This is a genomic window from Xanthomonas nasturtii (assembly GCF_023337365.3).
Classification (GTDB): Bacteria; Pseudomonadota; Gammaproteobacteria; order Xanthomonadales; family Xanthomonadaceae; genus Xanthomonas; species Xanthomonas nasturtii.
Window position 1 is genome coordinate 2,934,928 of sequence record NZ_CP142084.2, and the last position, 18,222, is coordinate 2,953,149.

General features: G+C 63.6%; 16 protein-coding genes. 4 read left to right on the plus strand and 12 right to left on the minus strand.

Going from position 1 to position 18,222, the window contains the following annotated elements; genetic code table 11:
* Positions 1 to 6: 6 nt before the first annotated feature.
* From ppnN to grxD, 5 genes are all read right to left on the minus strand, one after another.
* Positions 7 to 1,392 carry a nucleotide 5'-monophosphate nucleosidase PpnN gene (gene ppnN, locus M3O59_RS12775; RefSeq protein ID WP_116906741.1) on the minus strand — a complete coding sequence of 462 codons (1,386 nt, stop codon included), beginning with the start codon at positions 1,390 to 1,392 and terminating at the stop codon, positions 7 to 9.
* 106 nt (positions 1,393 to 1,498) lie between these two features.
* Complete coding sequence (locus M3O59_RS12780) at positions 1,499 to 4,744, minus strand: TonB-dependent receptor (RefSeq protein ID WP_116906740.1); 3,246 nt, start codon at positions 4,742 to 4,744, stop codon at positions 1,499 to 1,501.
* Positions 4,745 to 5,362: 618 nt separating this feature from the next.
* Positions 5,363 to 5,962, minus strand: coding sequence for a YhgN family NAAT transporter (locus tag M3O59_RS12785; RefSeq protein ID WP_064633195.1), 600 nt, complete (start codon positions 5,960 to 5,962; stop codon positions 5,363 to 5,365).
* Positions 5,959 to 6,702, minus strand: a complete 744-nt coding sequence (locus M3O59_RS12790; RefSeq protein WP_116906739.1) for an SDR family NAD(P)-dependent oxidoreductase — start codon at positions 6,700 to 6,702, stop codon at positions 5,959 to 5,961. The genes M3O59_RS12785 and M3O59_RS12790 overlap by 4 nt, the downstream gene beginning before the upstream one ends.
* Positions 6,699 to 7,019: a Grx4 family monothiol glutaredoxin gene (gene grxD / locus M3O59_RS12795; protein ID WP_064633191.1), complete on the minus strand. Its 321-nt coding sequence runs from the start codon at positions 7,017 to 7,019 to the stop codon at positions 6,699 to 6,701. Before grxD ends, M3O59_RS12790 begins: the two co-directional genes overlap by 4 nt.
* Before the next feature lie 121 nt (positions 7,020 to 7,140).
* On the opposite strand from grxD, the gene M3O59_RS12800 reads away from it, so the two are divergent.
* Positions 7,141 to 7,719, plus strand: coding sequence for a superoxide dismutase (locus M3O59_RS12800; protein WP_116906738.1), 579 nt, complete (start codon positions 7,141 to 7,143; stop codon positions 7,717 to 7,719).
* Positions 7,720 to 7,965: 246 nt separating this feature from the next.
* On the opposite strand, the gene M3O59_RS12805 is transcribed toward M3O59_RS12800, so the two are convergent.
* On the minus strand, positions 7,966 to 9,111 hold the full coding sequence (locus tag M3O59_RS12805) for a 5-(carboxyamino)imidazole ribonucleotide synthase (RefSeq protein ID WP_064633187.1): 1,146 nt from the start codon (positions 9,109 to 9,111) through the stop codon (positions 7,966 to 7,968).
* Positions 9,108 to 9,611 (minus strand): 5-(carboxyamino)imidazole ribonucleotide mutase, encoded by a 504-nt coding sequence (purE, locus tag M3O59_RS12810; RefSeq protein WP_116906737.1) that lies wholly within the window; start codon positions 9,609 to 9,611, stop codon positions 9,108 to 9,110. The genes M3O59_RS12805 and purE overlap by 4 nt, the downstream gene beginning before the upstream one ends.
* Positions 9,612 to 9,669: 58 nt before the next feature.
* On the opposite strand from purE, the gene M3O59_RS12815 reads away from it, so the two are divergent.
* The 3 genes from M3O59_RS12815 to M3O59_RS12825 all read left to right on the plus strand — a co-directional run bounded on the left by M3O59_RS12815 (position 9,670) and on the right by M3O59_RS12825 (position 11,941).
* Positions 9,670 to 9,939 carry a Trm112 family protein gene (locus tag M3O59_RS12815; protein ID WP_064633183.1) on the plus strand — a complete coding sequence of 90 codons (270 nt, stop codon included), beginning with the start codon at positions 9,670 to 9,672 and terminating at the stop codon, positions 9,937 to 9,939.
* 14 nt (positions 9,940 to 9,953) lie between these two features.
* Positions 9,954 to 10,820, plus strand: a complete 867-nt coding sequence (nadC, locus tag M3O59_RS12820; RefSeq protein ID WP_116906736.1) for a carboxylating nicotinate-nucleotide diphosphorylase — start codon at positions 9,954 to 9,956, stop codon at positions 10,818 to 10,820.
* Between the two features lie 62 nt (positions 10,821 to 10,882).
* Positions 10,883 to 11,941 carry a DUF2272 domain-containing protein gene (locus M3O59_RS12825; RefSeq protein ID WP_116906735.1) on the plus strand — a complete coding sequence of 353 codons (1,059 nt, stop codon included), beginning with the start codon at positions 10,883 to 10,885 and terminating at the stop codon, positions 11,939 to 11,941.
* A 221-nt stretch (positions 11,942 to 12,162) separates the two neighbouring features.
* On the opposite strand, the gene M3O59_RS12830 is transcribed toward M3O59_RS12825, so the two are convergent.
* The 5 genes from M3O59_RS12830 to rbfA all read right to left on the minus strand — a co-directional run bounded on the left by M3O59_RS12830 (position 12,163) and on the right by rbfA (position 18,169).
* The gene (locus tag M3O59_RS12830) at positions 12,163 to 13,521 is read right to left on the minus strand and encodes an IS5 family transposase (RefSeq protein WP_249061114.1); all 1,359 of its coding nucleotides are present in this window, start codon (positions 13,519 to 13,521) and stop codon (positions 12,163 to 12,165) included.
* Between the two features lie 548 nt (positions 13,522 to 14,069).
* Complete coding sequence (pnp, locus tag M3O59_RS12835) at positions 14,070 to 16,184, minus strand: polyribonucleotide nucleotidyltransferase (protein ID WP_064633861.1); 2,115 nt, start codon at positions 16,182 to 16,184, stop codon at positions 14,070 to 14,072.
* Between the two features lie 169 nt (positions 16,185 to 16,353).
* Positions 16,354 to 16,614: a 30S ribosomal protein S15 gene (gene rpsO / locus M3O59_RS12840; protein WP_005991399.1), complete on the minus strand. Its 261-nt coding sequence runs from the start codon at positions 16,612 to 16,614 to the stop codon at positions 16,354 to 16,356.
* A 156-nt stretch (positions 16,615 to 16,770) separates the two neighbouring features.
* On the minus strand, positions 16,771 to 17,697 hold the full coding sequence (truB, locus tag M3O59_RS12845; protein ID WP_116906571.1) for a tRNA pseudouridine(55) synthase TruB: 927 nt from the start codon (positions 17,695 to 17,697) through the stop codon (positions 16,771 to 16,773).
* 79 nt (positions 17,698 to 17,776) lie between these two features.
* A complete protein-coding gene (gene rbfA / locus M3O59_RS12850) occupies positions 17,777 to 18,169 on the minus strand; it encodes a 30S ribosome-binding factor RbfA (RefSeq protein WP_116906570.1) in 393 nt (130 codons plus the stop codon).
* Positions 18,170 to 18,222 lie beyond the last annotated feature (53 nt).

An 18,222-nucleotide genomic window follows, 5' to 3' on the forward strand; every position in this document is an offset into this window, starting at 1 on the left:
TCAGTTCTAAGTCACCACCCGATAACAAGGCCGGTAATCCCCCGAGATCTTCATCCGGCGCTGTTCGACAAAGCCGCGCAGGAGTTCGTCCAGAGCCTGCATGATGTCGGGGTCTCCGTGGATCTCGAAGGGGCCGAATTCCTCGATGCGGCGCATGCCGTCTTCCTTCACGTTGCCGGCGACGATGCCGGAGAAGGCGCGGCGCAGGTCGGCGGCTAGTGCTGGTGCCAGGCGGCCGTGGTGCAGGTCCAGGGCGGCCATGGCTTGGTGGCTGGGCTCGAACGGCTGCTGGTACTCGAGCGGGATGTGCACGGACCAGTTGAAGTAATACGAGTCCTTTTGGTCCTTGCGGTGCGCGCGCACCTCGTGGATGCCTTCGGCCATGCGGCGCGCGACGGCGACCGGGTCGCCGACGATGATCTCGTAACGGGAGGCGGCGGCATCGCCCAGGGTCAGGCGGATGAAGCGGTCGATCTGCTCGAAGTACAGCGCGGCGATGGTCGGGCCGGTCAGGATCAGCGGGAACGGCAGAGCTGCATTTTCCTCGCGCAGCAGGATGCCGAGCAGGTAGAGAATTTCTTCCGCAGTGCCGACGCCGCCCGGGAACACCAGGATGCCGTGACCGATGCGGACGAAGGCTTCGAGGCGCTTCTCGATGTCCGGCATGATCACCAGGTGGTTGACGATCGGGTTCGGCGATTCGGCGGCGATGATGCCGGGCTCGGTGACGCCGATGTAGCGGGTGTGATGCTTGCGTTGCTTGGCATGCGCAATGGTGGCGCCCTTCATCGGGCCCTTCATCGCGCCCGGGCCGCAACCGGTGCAGATATCCAGCCCACGCAGGCCGAGCTCGTAGCCTACTTGCTTGGTGTAGAGGTATTCGTCGCGCGAGATGGAATGGCCACCCCAGCACACGACCAGATTGGGGTCGGACGGCTGCAGGATGCGCGCATTGCGCAACTGGCCGAACACTGCATTGGTGATGCCTTCGCTGGTGTCGAGATCGGCGCGCTGTGCTTCGAGCTCGATGGCCATGTACGCAAGGTCGCGCACGACGGCAAACAACAGCTCGGCCACGCCGCGGATGATCTCGCCATCGACGAAGGCCATCGCCGGTGCGTTGCTCAGATCGATGCGGATGCCGCGGTCCTGCTGGTTCACCTGGATATCGAAATCCGGGTACAGATCGCGCGCAGCGCGCGGGTCGTCCGAGGCACTGCCACTGGTGAGCACGGCCAGCGCGCAACGGCGCAACAACTCGTGCATGCCGCCGCTGGATGCATCGCGCAAGCGGGCCACTTCCGCCTTGGACAGCACGTCCAGGCCACCGCGCGGATAAATCCGCGCATCCACCACCGGCAGCGCCCGTGCTGCCGTACTGCTGAGTTCCATAGCTTGCTCCTGTCGTGTCTGCGCGACTTTAGCGTACTCACCCGCACAAAAGAAAACGGCCGGGAGACCCCGGCCGTTTTTGCAAACCTCGACACGCTAGCCAGCGTTAGAACTGGTAGCGGAAGCCCAGCTGCAGCGCCCAGCGGGAGATGCCACGATCGTCGTAGACCGTGGACTGGTCCGGCGTATTGAAGCGGTAGACGTACTTGCCAGTAGCCGCATCGACGCCGCCGTATTCCACCACACCACGCATGCCCGGGAAACCGTACTCCTCGACACGGCCCCACTTCTTGTTGAGCAGGTTGCCCACGTTCATGACGTCAAGCCAGAGGGAGGCCTTGTTGCCCTTGAAGAAGCCGGGAATTTCCTGCTCGATATGCAGGTCGAACTGGTTGATCCAGGAGTTACGTGCGCCATTGCGTTCGGCGACCTGACCACGACGCGCGGCCAGATATTCGTTGCCTTCGATGTAGTTCCAGAACGCCTGCTCTTCTCGAGCGGTACCGAACAACACATCGCCACGGCCGGCGGGGATATACAACAGGTCGTTCAAGCGACCGTCGCCATTGGCGTCGTTGTCGAACGCATAGCTGTACGGGCGACCATTGCGGCCCTGGTAAATCAGGCCCAACTTGGTTTCATAGTCGCCGAAGAAAGCATGCTTCCAGTTCAAGGTGCCGAGAATGCTGTTCTTCACTTCGTACGCAGCGGTCGAGGCGACGTTTTCGTTAGCCTGGAAGACCGCATTGTTGCCCAACTGCGAACCCGAGGTCGAACTGGTCAGGCCGCTGACTTCGTCGGCATCGGTGTAGGTGTAGTACAGGCCCCACGACCAATCGCCACCATTGAAAGGCTTGTTCAGACCGACGGTGAAGCTCTCGCTGCCGCCCTTATCTGTAGGACGCGCAATGATCGCATCGTTGAAGCGAGGATCGCGCGAGCCGCGAGCGTCAACCGACGAACCGGTGCCACGCAGACATGCTGACGGAGCGCCCGCACCTGTCGGATTGCGGCCGTCGTCCAGCCAGCAAGCCGGATTCAAGCCCGGGGTATTCCAGTACAGATTACGGCCGTCCTGGCCCACTCGGGTGGTATTGCCCAGATTGAGCTGCTGGTAATAAATCGCTTCGTTGACCTGGGTTACCACCGCTTCGGCCGACGCTACGATCCCGTACCAAGGCAGTTCGGTATCGAATGCTAAGTTGGCCTTCCATACCGACGGCTGACCCAGCTTGCTGTCGACGAAGTCGACGGACTGCGTAGCGCCATTCAACGAACCATTACCGATCGGCTGGTTATTGATGTCAGGCGTGAAGCGGATGCCATTGGTGTTCACCAGCGTCTGGCTGGAGAAGTTGTAATCCGTGTAAGCCAGACCGGTGTTGGAGTACGGATTGGACAACCACACGGTTGCCGCAGCACCCTGGAACAGGCCCACGCCGCCGCGCAACTGGGTGGGGCGATCGCTGTCGAAGGTGTAATTGAAACCGAAGCGCGGCTCGAACAACCCATTCCCGTCGATGGTCTGGTCGTTGCGGAAGCCGAACAGCGTCGACGCGGTTGCGTTGTAGGCCGGGCTGTTCTTGACCATCGGCTCGTCATAACGCACACCGAACGTCAGCGTCAGGTTGTTGTTGACGGCCCAGGTATCCTGCAAGAACACGCCGACATTGCGCATGCCCCAGTTCGCCGCGATGTCGTCGATGTTGCCGCTGTTGGAGCGCGAATAACGGTAGTTCAGCGGGCGATTGGCGGCGTAGTCGGCAATCGAGTTGAACGTGTAGGAACCGAAAACACGCTGACCAAACAGATTGAACAGGTCGTTGTCTTCATAGTCGAAGCCGAACTTGACGGTGTGGTCGTTCAAGAACAACGTGCCCGCAAAGAAGGCATTCCACGTTTCGGTGCGCAGTTCGTTGGCCTGGGTGCTCTGCTCGGTGCCCAGATTGACGGTGTTGTTGCCGATACGCACCGCTACGGCCGGCAGCTGCGAGGCCGCAGTGCGCACAGCGGAGTAGTCGCGGTACGACACCTTGGCTTCCGTGGAGAACGTGTCCGTCCAGTCACTGAAAAGCTGCGCCGTGTACGTCTTGAGGCTGAAATCACGGACGTAGTGAAACGAATTCAGCGACAACGCCTGATTGCCGAAACCATTGAGATTGGCGGTGCTCTGCTCGCTCTCGCCGTAACGAAACGACGCACGGTGCTTGTCGGAGATATTCCAGTCGAGCTTGAAGCCCTTCTCTTCCGAGTCCGAATCCAATGCCGGCAGTGCCAAGGTTCCAGGATCGAAGCCATAGACATTGCGCGAGATGTCGATGATCTGATCGACCTGCGCCTGCGAGATACCGACGATATTGCTCTCGCCCGACCCCAGGGGACCGTAGCCGGAAGCGCCGGTGAACACGCCCTTGCCCTTGTACTTTTCGTAGTTGGCGAAGAAGAACAGCTTGTCCTTGATCACCGGGCCGCCCAGGGTCAAACCGTACGTGGTTTCGTTGTCAAACAGCTGCGGACGGATGTCGTTCTGGTTCTTGCCAGACCAATCGTTCTCGCGATAGGTGCCGTAGACCGAGCCGTGGAATTCGTTGGTGCCGGACTTGGTGACGGCATTGATTACGCCGCCGGTGGCGCCGGTGATGGTCACGTCGTAGTTCGCTACGTCGACCGAGATTTCGTCGATGACATCCATCGAAAATGGCTGACGCGGAGTAGGCAGACCGTTGGATTCAAGGCCGAACGCATCGTTGGTGCTGATACCGTCAACGCGAATCAGGTTGAAGCGCGGATTCTGGCCGCCCACCGAAATCTCGTTACGCGCCTTGTCGGTCTGCGCCACACGCGGATCCAGACGCACGTAGTCCTGCAGATTGCGGTTGATCGACGGCAGCGATTCGATCTGCTCGCGGGTCACGTTGGTGCCGGTACCCATCTTGTTGGCGCTGAACAGTGCCGAGCCGTAATCGCCGCCGATGGCCTGCACAGCACCCAGCGTGGTGACGTCACCGCCCAGGGATGCGTCGACGCTGTTGACCTGATTGAGGTTGAGATATACGCCCTCTTCGGTCTTCGTGCCTTCACCCGACTTGGTAATCGTGATCGTATACGGCCCGCCCACACGCAAGCCGCGCGCGCTGTAGCGTCCGCTGGCATCGGTGGTGGCGCGGCTGACCGTGCCGGATTCGACGTGGGTGATCGTCACTTCGGCATTCGGCACCGGCTGGCCGCCGCTGCTGGTGACCAAACCAGCGACGCCGGCGGAGGTGCTCTGGGCAAAGACAGGGGCAGCAGCGAGTGCGGCGACCAGGCCAAGCGTCAGCTTGGACATGCGAAGACAGCGGGGGTGGGTCATTTCGGTAGCCTCGATACAGGTTGGGCAGTGACAAAAAGGCGCAGTCAGCCCAACCGTTCCCGGGGTGGGCTGCCGATGATCTGGGGTCCCTTGCCGCGCGGCTGGTTGCTGCCGCAACGGTTAACAACAGATTAACACGCTAAGGCCTGATTGTGACGGCGGTGTGACAAACTTCGCGCACTGCAACATGAACTGCGCATGTGAAGGCGTAAGCGCCAGATTGCGCAAGGTCGTAGCAGGAGGGAGACGTGTGTCGCGACTTGAGCCGGCTGCTTGGCCGGGAAGCGGGTTCGGCCTTTTAGCGCAAATCGATTGGTCCATTGCCTGTACGCCGTAGCTGTGGACGCCGCATGTCGAACCAGATTGCGAAGATGACACTTCGCTTCAACCCGGCTGCGATGAGGGAGGCCATCAAGAACGGTAGCCAGCGCCGGTACCTGCGTCATCTGCGGCATGCATCTGCAAGCCCCAGCATGCTGCCTCAATCTCGCTGTGACACTCCCGCACTGGGTGCGAATCGCACCAGGGCAGCGAGCACGGGACGCAGACCAATCCAACTGCTGCAAGGCACCGGCCGCATGCCGTGGAACCCGAAGCAGCCCTCCTCCTGCAGCTACCCTAGATCGACACCGGCAGCTTGAAATACGTCCCCAGCCCGTCCAGGAACATCTGCACCGAAATCGCCACCAGCAGCATGCCCATCAGGCGCTCGATGGCCGTCAGTGCGCGGTGTCCCAGCAGTTTGTACAGCAACGGTGCGGAGGCCAGGATCGACGAGGCGCCGATCCAGGCGATCATCAACGCCAGACTCCAGTCCCAGAGCCGCGTGGGCTCGTTGCTGCCCATCAGCATCACGGCAGCCATGCCGGACGGGCCGGCCACCAACGGGATAGCCAGCGGCACGATGAAGGGCTCGCCATCGGGGATTTCGCCCATCAGGCCTTCCGGCCGCGGGAAGATCATGCGGATGCCGATCAGGAACAGCACGATGCCGCCGGCGATCGCTACCGACTCCTGGCGCAGGTGCATCAGCTCCAGCGCGTACTTGCCGCCCCACAGGAACGCCATCAGCACGACCAAGGCGATCAACAGTTCGCGCGCAAGCACGAAACGCTGGCGCTTGGGCGGCAGCGGCTTGAGCACGCTGAGAAACACCGGGATGTTGCCGAGCGGGTCCAGGATCAGGAACAGCAGCAGCGCCGCAGAGAGAATGGTCATGCTGAAGGGCTCCAGATCACACCGCGATGCGCCACACCGGCATCCGACAACAGGCTGACGCACGCTGGGGCGTAACGCGCGGCGTCGACCGCGTCGCTGTCTTCCTGATGCGTGAAGGCGCGTGCGCGTAGTGCGGTGCGCATCGGGCCGGGTCGCAGGCCGCTGACACGGACCGGGCCAGCAGCAGTTTCATGGTGCAGGCTGGTGATCAGACCACGCTGCGCATGCTGGGCGGCGCCATACGCGCCCCAATAGGCCTGGCCAACGCGCGCGGGGTCGTCGACTACAAATACCACCGCCGCGTCTTGCTGTTGCCGCAACAGCGGCAGGCAAGCTTGCGTAAGCCACGCACGCGCAGTGAGGTTGACATGCACGCTGCGTGCGAAATCCGCAGGCGCGGCGAGTTCGGCCGGGGTCAGGCCGGCAAAGTCGGCAGCGCAGTGCAGCAGGCCATGCAGGCCACCGAGCTCGGACTGCAGTCGCTGTGCAAGCGCGGCGTAGTCGTCGGGCGTGGCGCCGGCAAGATCCAGCGGATACAGCAAAGGCTCCGGCCCCAGCGCGGCGACTGCGTCGTAAACGCGCTCCAGCGGGCGCAGCTTGCGGCCAAGCAAGACCACCGTGGCGCCTGCAGTAGCGCAGGTCTGCGCCGCGGCGGCGCCAAGACCGCCGGCGGCGCCGCTGATCAGCACTACGCGGCCAGCCAAGGCAGCGGTCTCTGACTGCAGCTGCGCAGAACTCACGGCTGGTACGCCTCGCTGACAATGCGCTTGAGCTCGCCGGCTTCGAACAGTTCCAGCGTGATGTCGCAGCCGCCGATCAGCTCGCCATGGATGAACAATTGCGGGAACGTCGGCCAGTTGGAGTAGCGCGGCAGATTCGCGCGCACTTCGGGTTCTTCCAGCACGTTGATTGTGCGCAGCTGGTCGGCGCCGGCAGCCACCAGGGCCTGCACGGCGCGACTGGAAAACTCGCACATCGGGAACTGCGGGGTGCCTTTCATGAACAGCACGATGGGGTGTTGTTCGACTTCGGCCTGGATCCGTTCCATCACCGGCATTGGACTCTCCTGACTGGGAGCGGCAGGCCCGACCGCCGGGTCGGATAGACTTCCGCAAAGGCGCGCATTGTAAGCCTTCGGCGCGACCTGTCGCCGCCCTCCCTTCGCTGCCACTGACATCATGCCGATCGAACACGTTGCACTGCCCTATTCCCGCGCCGCCCTGGAGCCGCATCTGTCGTCGGCAACGTTGGAGGCGCATCACGGCGTCTGTCACCGCAGCGAGGTCGAACGGCTCAACGCGCGCATCGAAGCCAGCGAGTTTGCCGAGCTGACGCTGGAGGAGATCATCGCGCAGGCGCAGGGCACGTTGTTTCAGCTCGCCGCGCAGGTGTGGAACCACAATTTCTATTGGCAGTGCCTGCGACCGCGCGGCGGCGGCGAGCCGCTTGGACGGCTGGCCGACGGCATCGCCACATCGTTCGGCGATTTCGTGCACTTCAAGCAGGAATTCAATCGCGTGGCCTTGGGCACTTTCGGCTCGGGCTGGGTATGGCTGGTGCAGCGCCCGGACGGCACGCTGGCGGTGGTCGCCACGCCCAACGCCTCCACGCCGCTCACCGGGCCAGACACCCCGCTGCTCGCCTGCGACATCTGGGAGCACGCCTATTACCTGGACTACCAGCAGGATCGCGCGCAGTACCTGGACGCGTTCTGGAAACTGATCAATTGGGATTTTGTGGCAAGCCGGCTGGGCTGAGCGCTCGCACGCTCGCAGAAGATGAGACGTTGCTCACATGCTGCGACGTTTCGGCCCAGCACCAATGCAGTCTTCCGGCTCGTCGACGGAACGCAGGGACGATGAGCGACGCGCTGCGTAACCGGCTGGGCGGCGACGAGCGAGGGCTCGTTGCCGTGTCTAGCGTCTCAAACGCAGCACATCCGGCGCCATCGCAGCCACCAGGCCACCCAGCGCTGAAACGCTGTCGTCAGCGCGCTATGCGCATCACGCTTCGTTCAAGCGCGCAACCACCGGCCGAACTTGCGCATCGCGCTGCAGCGCTGTGCCTGCGTCGCTCACTGCCGCCGCGAGCGCCTGCGCCGTCTCCGCGCGCAGTGTTGCGTGTCCCACCTTGCGTCCGTCGCGCGCCTGCTTGCCGTAGTCGTGCCAATGCCCGCCGGGCACCGCCAGAAACGCCGCGGCGTCCGGCATCGCACCCAGCCAGTTGAGCATGCAGGCCTGGCCGCGCATCGCCGTGCTGCCCAACGGCAAGCCAAGCACAGCCCGCACATGATTTTCGAACTGCGAGGTCTCGGCGCCTTCGATGGTCCAATGGCCGGAGTTGTGCACGCGCGGCGCCATTTCGTTGGCCAGCAGCTCACCGTCGCGCACGAACAATTCGAGCGCAAACACACCCACATAGCCGAGTTTTTCCGCCACCGCACGCGCATGCGCTTCGGCCAAGGTCTGCAGTGCCGCATCCACCCGTGCCGGCGCAAGGCTGGCCGACAGCACGCCGTCCACGTGCCAGTTTTCGGTCAAGGGCCAGGCGCGGAATTCGCCATCGCGCCCGCGTACCGCGACCACGCTGACCTCGCGCTGGAACGGCACGAAGGCTTCCACGATCAATCCGACCTTGGCCGCCTGCGCGCCCAGTGCGTCCCACGCTGCATCGGCATCGGCAAGCGTCTTGATGCGGAACTGGCCCTTGCCGTCGTAGCCGAAACGACGCGTCTTGAGCACGCACGGCGTGCCGATGCGCGCGAGCGCCGCGTCCAGACCGGCGCGGTCGTCGATCGCTGCGAACTCCGGCACCGGGATGCCGAGTTCGCGGAACAAGGTTTTTTCGCTGAGCCGGTCCTGCGCAACCGCAAGCGCAGCCGGACTTGGAAACACCGGCACCTGCGTGGCGAGCTGCTGCGCGCTGGTGGCCGGCACATTTTCAAAATCGAAGGTGATCACATCCACCTGCGCGGCGAACGCGGCAAGTGCGGCGGCATCATCAAACGCGCCGACCTGCAGCGGCGCCACCTGTGCCGCGCAGGCATCAGCCGCCGGGTCGAACACCGCAAAGCGCACGCCGAGCGGCGCACCGGCCAGCACCAGCATGCGCGCCAGCTGGCCGCCACCAAGAATGCCGACGGTGCTCATTGGCGCGGGTCGTCGCTGGCCATGACATCGTCGGTCTGCTTGGCGCGGAACTGCGCCAGCGCCTGCCCGATCTGCGCCTGCTCGGGTGCCAGCATGGCCGCGGCGAACAACGCCGCATTCGCTGCGCCCGCATTGCCGATGGCAAAGGTGGCCACCGGAATCCCGGCCGGCATCTGTACGATCGACAGCAGCGAATCCATGCCGTTGAGCGCCTTGGACTGCACCGGCACGCCAAGCACCGGCACCGCGGTCTTGGCGGCCAGCATGCCCGGCAGATGCGCCGCGCCGCCGGCGCCGGCAATGATCGCGCGCAGGCCGCGTTCGCCAGCCTGCTCGGCATAGGTGAACAACACATCCGGCGTGCGATGCGCCGAGACCACCTTGACTTCGTACGGCACGCCCAGCGCGTCGAGCTTCTGAGCTGCGTGTTGCATGGTGTCCCAATCCGAACGGGAGCCCATCACGATGCCGACCAGCGGCGCGGAGTGGTTGGAGGTCATGGCCCTGCCCTGCGGTAAAGACGTATTCTAGCCAATCTCCACGCAAGACAAGACTTCGATGGATCGCAAACTGCTCGACCTGCTGTGCTCGCCCGACACCCGCCAGCCGCTTTCGCTGCTCGACGGCAAGGGCCTGGAGGCACTCAACACCGCCATCGCTGGCGGAACCCTGCAGCGCGCCGATGGCACCGCACAGACCCAGCCACTGCGCGAAGCGCTGATTACCCGCGACCGCAAGCAGATCTTCCGCGTCGACGATGGCATTCCGGTGCTGCTGGCCGAAGAGGCCATTGCCACCACGCATATCGCCGACTTCCCCGAAAAGTGAGCCCGCCCGTGTGCATGAGCGTGCCGGACGCGCCGCCTGCCGAATCGATTGAGGCCGATGTGGCGCGCGCGCTGGCCGAAGACGTCGGCAGCGGCGATGTCACCGCCGCGCTGCTGCCCGACCAGGCCGACAGCGCCTACCTGCTGTGCAAGCAGGATGCGGTGATCGCCGGCCGGCCCTGGTTCGATGCCACGCATCGCGCGCTGGACCCGCAGGTGCGCATCGACTGGCAGGTGCACGAAGGCCAGCACGTCAACGCAAGCACGGTGCTGGCGCTGCTGCAGGGCCGCAGCCGCAGCCTGGTCAGTGCCGAACGTACCTCGCTCAATTTCATGCAGACGCTGTCGGCCACGGCCACCACCACCGCTGCGTATGTGGCTGCAGTGGCCGGCACGCACACCCGCATCCTGGACACGCGCAAGACGCTTCCGGGTCTGCGCGCCGCGCAGAAATACGCCGTACGCTGCGGCGGTGGCGACAATCACCGCATCGGCCTGTTCGACACGGTGATGCTCAAGGAAAACCACATCCGCGCCGCCGGATCGTTGAGCGCGGCGGTGCATGCCGCACGCGTGCAGCAACCGCAGCTGCCGCTGGTGGTCGAAGTGGAAACGCTGGAGCAGCTGGGCGAAGCATTGCAGGTCGGTTGCACGCGCATCCTGATCGACGACTTCGACCAGGCCATGCGCCGCGAGGCCGTGCGTATCGTTGCCGCCCTACCGAGCGAACAGCGCATTCCGCTGGAGGTCTCCGGCAGCGTGGATCTGGCCGGCATTCGCGCGATTGCCGAAGACGGCGTGGACTGCATTTCCATCGGCGGGCTCACCAAGCACGTGCAGGCGGTGGATCTGTCGCTCAAACTCGGCCCGCCGCCGGCTTGATTTCACGCATGTACGCAGGCAGCTCTGTCAGCCTGCTGCGATTGTTCTGTGCAGGACCTGCGATGACCGTAAAACCTTGGCCGTGGCTCTGCCTATTGTTGGCAGGATGGGGAAGCAGCGCAGCAGCTGCAGAAGTCTGCGATATGCCGCCGCGGTTCGGCACCAGTCCCGCCGCGATCGCCATCGTGCGCAGTGCCTGCAACGAGCACCGTTTGTGGCAGCACCCGTTTATCGATGCCAAGGGCCGTCTTGCCAGCCTGGGCGTGACCGAAGCCGAGTCGGGTTATCTCGCCGATCACGGTGTGGTGGCCTGGCAGCGCGTTGCAGGCTATTGGCGCGACAGCGGCACACTTGCCTCGATGGGCGGCCGCCCCGGTGCATCGAGCTGCGCGGCACTGGATGGAACCCGCTACACCACCAGCGACTGCCGCGCATTTCTGATCGACAACCCGTGGTCGGCCGCTTTCATTTCCTGGGTGATGACACAGTCCGGGCTGAGCGGTTTTCATCGCTCCGCACGCCATCTGGATTACATCCGCAGCGCCTACAACGACGGCGCCACCGGCCCTTACCAGTTCACCGATCCGGCAGTCGAAAAACCCGCGCCCGGTGACATGCTGTGTCTGCTGCGCGGCCGCAGCGTGGCGCTGGGCTACGCGGGTCTGAAGGCTACGCTGGGTGGCAGCGCACCGATGCCGTGGCAATCGCACTGCGATGTGGTGGTGGCCGCCAACGTCGGTGGCGATCGCACGCTGTATCTGATCGGCGGCAACGTATTCAATACGGTGATGATGCGCAAGATGCCGTTGGATCGCGCCGGCCGCGTGGTATTGCCGACGCCGCAATCGGATAGCAATCAGGATCAGAACGAAGACAGCCTGGGCATTGCAAGCGAATGCACGCCGGCACACGAAGAACTCTGCGATTTCAATCGTCGCGATTGGGCCGCACTGCTGAAACTGCGGCCTGATGCGGCAATGGTCGCACCGCCACCGACGGCGCCGCTGCCGGCACCCGGCACCACGCCCGCAGAACAAACGATGCCGCCAGGCTTTCCACGCGTCGTGCCGCCGCGCCCGGAAACGCAACCTGCGCCGACGCAGCAACAGCAGCCTGAGTAAAGCCGGGTTCAAAGCCCCTCTCCAGCGGGAGAGGGGTTGGGGTGAGGGTACGGGGCGAAGCCCTTTTTCGCTCCCACTCCATGTGGCTTTGCACGCAGCTTCATCCGGCGCTGCGCGCCCCCTTCTTCCGAGATGAGCAGGAATCAAAGCCCTTCACCTGCAGGAGATGGGTGGGGTGAGGATGCAGGCGAAGCCACTTAGTCGCCCCTGAAAAATCCCCTTCAAGCACCAAAGGTCAGCGGCGACCGGTGCACCAGGCTCAAGGATGCCCCTGCCATCGCCTGCAACCAGGCACGCAAAAAGGCGATCCAGCGCATCAGCCAGCGCAGGTTGTAGCCGGCGGCGCAGCCGAGCACGTGTAGTGCATCGCCTTGGGCACCCTTTAGATAGCAGCGATTCAAGCGGCAGTCCTGTTTCAGATGTCCAATCACCGGCTCCACCGCTTGCCGGCGTTTGATCCAGCTCCATTGCCGTCGTGTCAGCGTCTTGGCCTTGCCGCGATGCAGGATCTGCACGCCATCTACCTCACGTCCGCGATACCCCAGGTCCACGATCGCTACCTGCGGGGTCACATTCACATCCTGCAGCAACCCACGCGTCTGCTCCAGCTGCTCGGCCAACGTATCGCCGTCGTAAGGATTGCCGGGAAAACTGCGCGCGCCCACGATCAAGCCTTTGCGCGCACTCACCGCAATGCCGACCTTGACGCCAAATTCGTAAGGTGTCCTCGCCTTGCCCTTGCTCATGCATTCCACTTCCGGCGCATGCAGGGCGTAGAGCTTTTGCTTGTCCTTGGGGCGTTGTGTCAACACCCGTTGTGCGCGTTCCAGCCAGACACTGATGCGCTCACGCACCAAGGGGTCCAGCTTGCGTTGCAGATCGCGTAATACGCGTCCCAGGAGCGTGCGTTGGCGTCGCAGCACCTTGTGCATGCGCTTGAACTGGCGCGCATGCGCATAGCGCCCGGCCTTGCGGCTCAAGACCGGGCCTTGCCGCGCATAGGTCTGTCGTAGTGCGATGCCGTGGCGCTTGGCCAGCAGCACCAGCTTCTTGCGCGCCACCTCCAGCAGCCGGCTGTCGGTGGGATGGGCGATCGCCTTTTCCTGCACGGTGGTGTCCACGATCACCCGCGACAACTCGCGTGCATCCACCGCCTTCATCGCATGCGCGGTGTTGATCGTGTGCGCCAATAGCTCTTCCATGCCCGCTTCGCCCAGACGCTGTCGCCAACGTGTCAGGGAACTGGGATCGCACGGCAAGCAGGTCTGGAATACCACCTCGCCGGTGAAGAACTGCCAGTACGGATTTTCCAGCCAGCGCGCGCATACGGCCTCGTCGGACAGGTCGTAGGCGTGCTTGAGGTAGAGCAGCCCGGCGATCAGACGCATCGGCAGGCCGGGCCGTCCGCCGCTGGCAGTTGTGGCCGGCAATCGCGGCAATAGCGCCTGCTCCAACGCACTCCACGGCAGCCGATGGCTCAGCTGAACCAGTGGATGGCGCAGGTCGATCTGGTTTTCCAGACGCGAACGAAACAACTCATCGGCAGGCAACTGCTCGGCGGCAGGACGGCGTGTACGCATGGGCGAAAACTGCCAGAAACCAGCGCGTACAGTAACGAAAACTGGCAGTTCCAGCACGCCGAAAATGCGGGGGACGCCCTGCAATGGATGTGGTTTGGGGGTTTTTCAGGGGCGACCACTTACATTTCGAACATCACAAGGCTTTGCACGTACCCTCATCCACCCCTTTGGGGCACCTTCTCCCGCAGGGAGAAGGAATCAAAGCCCCTCTCCTGCGGGAGGGGTTGGGGTGAGGGTACGGGGCGAAGCCCTTTTTCGCTCCCACTCCATGTGGCTTTGCACGCAGCTTCATCCGGCGCTGCGCGCCACCTTCTTCCGAGATGAACAGGAATCAAAGCCCTTCACCTGCAGGAGATGGGTGGGGTGAGGATGCAGGCGAAGCCACTTACATTTCGAACATCACAAGGCTTTGCACGTACCCTCATCCGCCCCTTTGGGGCACCTTTTCCCGCAGGGAGAAGGAATCAAGCGCACAACAAAAAAGCGGGCCGAAGCCCGCTCTTTCGTCATGCATCACGCGTCACGCGTGATGCATCAGCCAGCAGCGATTACTCGGCCGAAGCCGGCACGCCCTCGCCTTCTTCCACTGCCTTGATCGACAGACGGATACGGCCCTGCTTGTCCACTTCCAGCACCTTGACGCGCACCAGATCGCCTTCCTTCAGCTTGTCGCCGACCTTCTCCACGCGCTCGCTGGAAATCTGCGAGACGTGCACCAGGCCATCCTTGCCCGGCAGGATGGTGACGAACGCGCCGAAGTCCATGATCTTGGCGACCTTGCCTTCGTAGATGCGGCCCGGCTCCACGTCCGAGGTGATCTGCTCGATACGCGACTTGGCAGCTTGCGCGGCGATCGCGTTGACCGAGGCGATGATGATCGTGCCGTCGTCCTGGATGTCGATCTGCGTACCGGTTTCCTTGGTGATCGCCTGGATGGTCGAGCCACCCTTGCCGATCACTTCGCGGATCTTGTCCGGGTGGATCTTAATGGTCAGCAGGCGCGGCGCGTAGTCGCTCAGTTCCTGACGCGGGGTGGTCAGGGCATGCGCCATCTCGCCCAGGATGTGCAGACGGCCGGCCTTGGCCTGCTGCAATGCCTGCTTCATGATCTCTTCGGTGATGCCTTCGATCTTGATATCCATCTGCAGCGCGGACACGCCTTCGGCGGTACCGGCCACCTTGAAGTCCATGTCGCCGAGGTGATCTTCGTCACCCAGGATGTCGGAGAGCACGACAAAGTCGTTGCCTTCCTTCACCAGACCCATCGCGATACCTGCGACCGGCGCCTTGATCGGCACACCGGCATCCATCAGCGCCAACGAGCTGCCGCAGACCGATGCCATCGACGAGGAACCGTTCGATTCGGTGATTTCCGAGACCACGCGGATGGTGTACGGGAATTCTTCCAGACTCGGCATCACGGCGAGCACGCCGCGCTTGGCCAGACGGCCGTGGCCGATTTCGCGGCGCTTCGGCGCACCGAAACGACCACACTCGCCCACCGAGTACGGAGGGAAGTTGTAGTGGAACAGGAAGTTCTCTTTGTACTCGCCCGAGACGGCGTCGATGACCTGACCGTCGCGTGCGGTGCCGAGCGTGGTGATCACGATCGCCTGCGTTTCGCCACGGGTGAACAGTGCCGAGCCGTGGGTACGCGGCAACACGCCGGCCTTGGCGCTGATCGGGCGCACGGTATCCAGTGCACGGCCGTCGATACGCACCTTGGTGCTCAGCACCGAGCCACGCATGGTCTGGTATTCCAGCTCGCCGAATTCCTTGGCCAGATCACCGGAAGCCCAGCCTTCGATCGTGGCACGCGGCGCCAGCGAACCCAGCACGTCCTTCTTGATGGCCGAAATCGCATCGCGGCGCTGCAGCTTGTCACGCACCTGGAAAGCCGACGCGAGCTGCTCGCCCACCGCTTCCTTCAGCGCGGCGATCATGCCCTCGTTCTTCGCCGGGGCCACCCAATCGGACGGCTTGGTGCCGGCTTCGACGGTCAGCTCGTTGATGATATTGATGACCTTCTGCATCTCGCGATGGCCGAACGTCACTGCGCCCAGCATCACTTCTTCCGACAGCAGCTCGGCTTCGGACTCGACCATCAGCACCGCATTTGCGGTACCGGCCACGACCAGCTCCAGCTGCGAATCCTTCAGCTCGGTCACGGTCGGGTTGAGGATGTATTCGCCATTCTTGTAACCGACCTTCGCCGCAGCGATCGGGCCGTTGAACGGGGTGCCGGCCAGCGACAGCGCGGCCGATGCACCGATCAGCGCGGCGATATCGCCGTCGATGTCCGGGTTCATCGACATCACGGTGGCGATGATCTGCACTTCGTTCTTGTAGTCCTCCGGGAACAGCGGACGGATCGGGCGATCGATCAGGCGCGAGATCAACGTTTCCTTCTCGGTCGCGCGTCCTTCGCGCTTGAAGAAGCCGCCCGGGATGCGGCCGCCGGCATAGAACTTCTCCTGATAATCGACCGTCAGGGGGAAGAAGTCCTGCCCTTCGCGCGCGCTCTTGGCGGCGACGGCGGTGACCAGCAGTACGGTGTCGTCGAACTTGACGATGACGGCGCCGCCTGCCTGGCGAGCGATTTCGCCCGTCTCAAGAGTGACGGTGTGCTTGCCGTACTGGAAGGTTTTGGTGATTTTTGCCACGGAGGTTTTTTCCCTTAGGTGTTGCTGTCTGCGTTGGACCGTCGTCGACCCATGCCGAGAACGGGCGGCCGGGAGGCTCCGGCCCAAGAATGCGTGTTGCCAGTAACGTAGTGCGATTGACCAAAAACAAAACCGCGGCGCATCGCTGCGCCGCGGCGGTAGGACTCGATTAGCGGCGCAGGCCGAGCTTCTCGATCAAGGACTTGTAACGATCGTTGTCCTTCTTCTTCAGGTAGTCGAGCAGGCTGCGGCGACGGTTGACCATCTGCAGCAGGCCACGACGGCTGTGGTGATCCTTCTTGTGGGTCTTGAAGTGACCGGTCAGCAGCTCGATGCGCGCGGTCAGCAGAGCGACCTGCACTTCCGGCGAACCGGTGTCCTGGGCGCTGCGCTTGTTGTCTTCAATAACTTTCTGGGTGTCGACAGACATGATGTTTTCTCGATAGATGCGTGGTCGACAGGAACGTGCGTGACGCACCGCCGGACTCGCCGTTTGCTCAGGATGAGCGCGCTTGGCGCTGAGGTGCCCCGATCGGGGCCGCGAAATTGTACCGTCGCGCGGCCCAGGGAACAAGTTGACAAAATCTTAACGGCCCAAACTTTCGTTCAGACCATTGAACAACCGCTGCGGCGACAGGCGCCCGTCCGCATCCACCAGGCCCAGGCCCGAAGGGCTTCCGTCGGGTCCGAACACGGCCACCTGGCCCACCGGAAACGCAGCATCGCGCAAGCGTTGCCCCATGCGGAAACGGGCCGCATGGGTCTGATCGAGCACAATCCGCGCAAAATCGACCAGGCCGGCTTCGATCGGCAGCAATAGATCCCGCGGCTCGGTGCCCGCGTCCAGCGCTGCCGACAGTGCCTCCAGTGTGATCATCTGCGGAGCGCGAAACGGCTCCACCCACAGCCGGCGCAGCGATGCGATGTGCGCGCCGCAACCCAGCACCTCGCCCAGATCGCGCGCCAGGCTACGGATATAGGTGCCCGAGCCGCAGGTCACCCGCAGTTGCAGACGCGGCGCGTTGTAACCGAGCACCTCGATCGCCTGCACATCGACCTCGCGCACCGGCGCCTCGATCACCTCGCCACGCCGGGCCTTGGCATACAGCGGCTCACCGCCCTGCTTGAGCGCGGAATAGATCGGCGCCTGCTGTTGAATGCGACCGATAAACGAAGCCAAGGCCGCGCGCAATGCGTCTTCGCTCAGCGCAGGCACCACACGCTCGCGCAGCGGCTCGCCATCGGCGTCGTCGGTATCGGTGGTGACGCCCAGTACCACCTCGGCGTCGTACGCCTTGGCCGAACCAAGCAGCAAGCCGGCAATCTTGGTCGCCTCGCCCAGGCACAACGGCAGCAAGCCGGTGGCCAGCGGGTCCAGGCTGCCGGTGTGGCCGCCCTTTTCCGCACGCAATAACCGGCGCGCGGCCTGCAACGCAGTGTTGGAACTGAGCCCGGCCGGCTTGTCCAGCAACAGGATGCCGTGCAACGGGCGATAGACGATGCGGGGTTTCAAAAGATCGGTGCTCGAATCGGGCGCCGTGGGCGCCCGCGGGAATCAGGGCCGCAGCAGAGGCGGCAGGCCGTCACAGCGCTTAGCGCTGTTCGGCATCTTCGTCGCTGGATGCGGCCTCGGGGCCAATGTCGTCCAGGTCACGCAGCAGGTTGTCGATGCGCTCGCCGCGATCGACCGAATCGTCGTAATGGAAGTGCAGCTCGGGCACATGACGCAGCTTCATCGCGCGTGCCAACTGCGTGCGCAGCTGCCCGGCGATTTCCTTGAGCCCCTTGACCGCTTCGACCGAGCGTTCCTGTTGCAGCGCGGTGACGAACACCTTGGCATGCGCCAGGTCCCGAGTGATTTCGACATCGGAAACGCTGACCGACGGCAAGCCGTGGTCGCGCACGGCCGCGTGCACAATCGTGCCGAGGTCGCGACGCACCTGCGCAGCGACGCGGTCGGTGCGATGGAATGATTTGGTTGGCATGGCCTGGAACCTTTTGGTTCAGGACCCGGAACCGGAGACCGGGAACCCGGAAG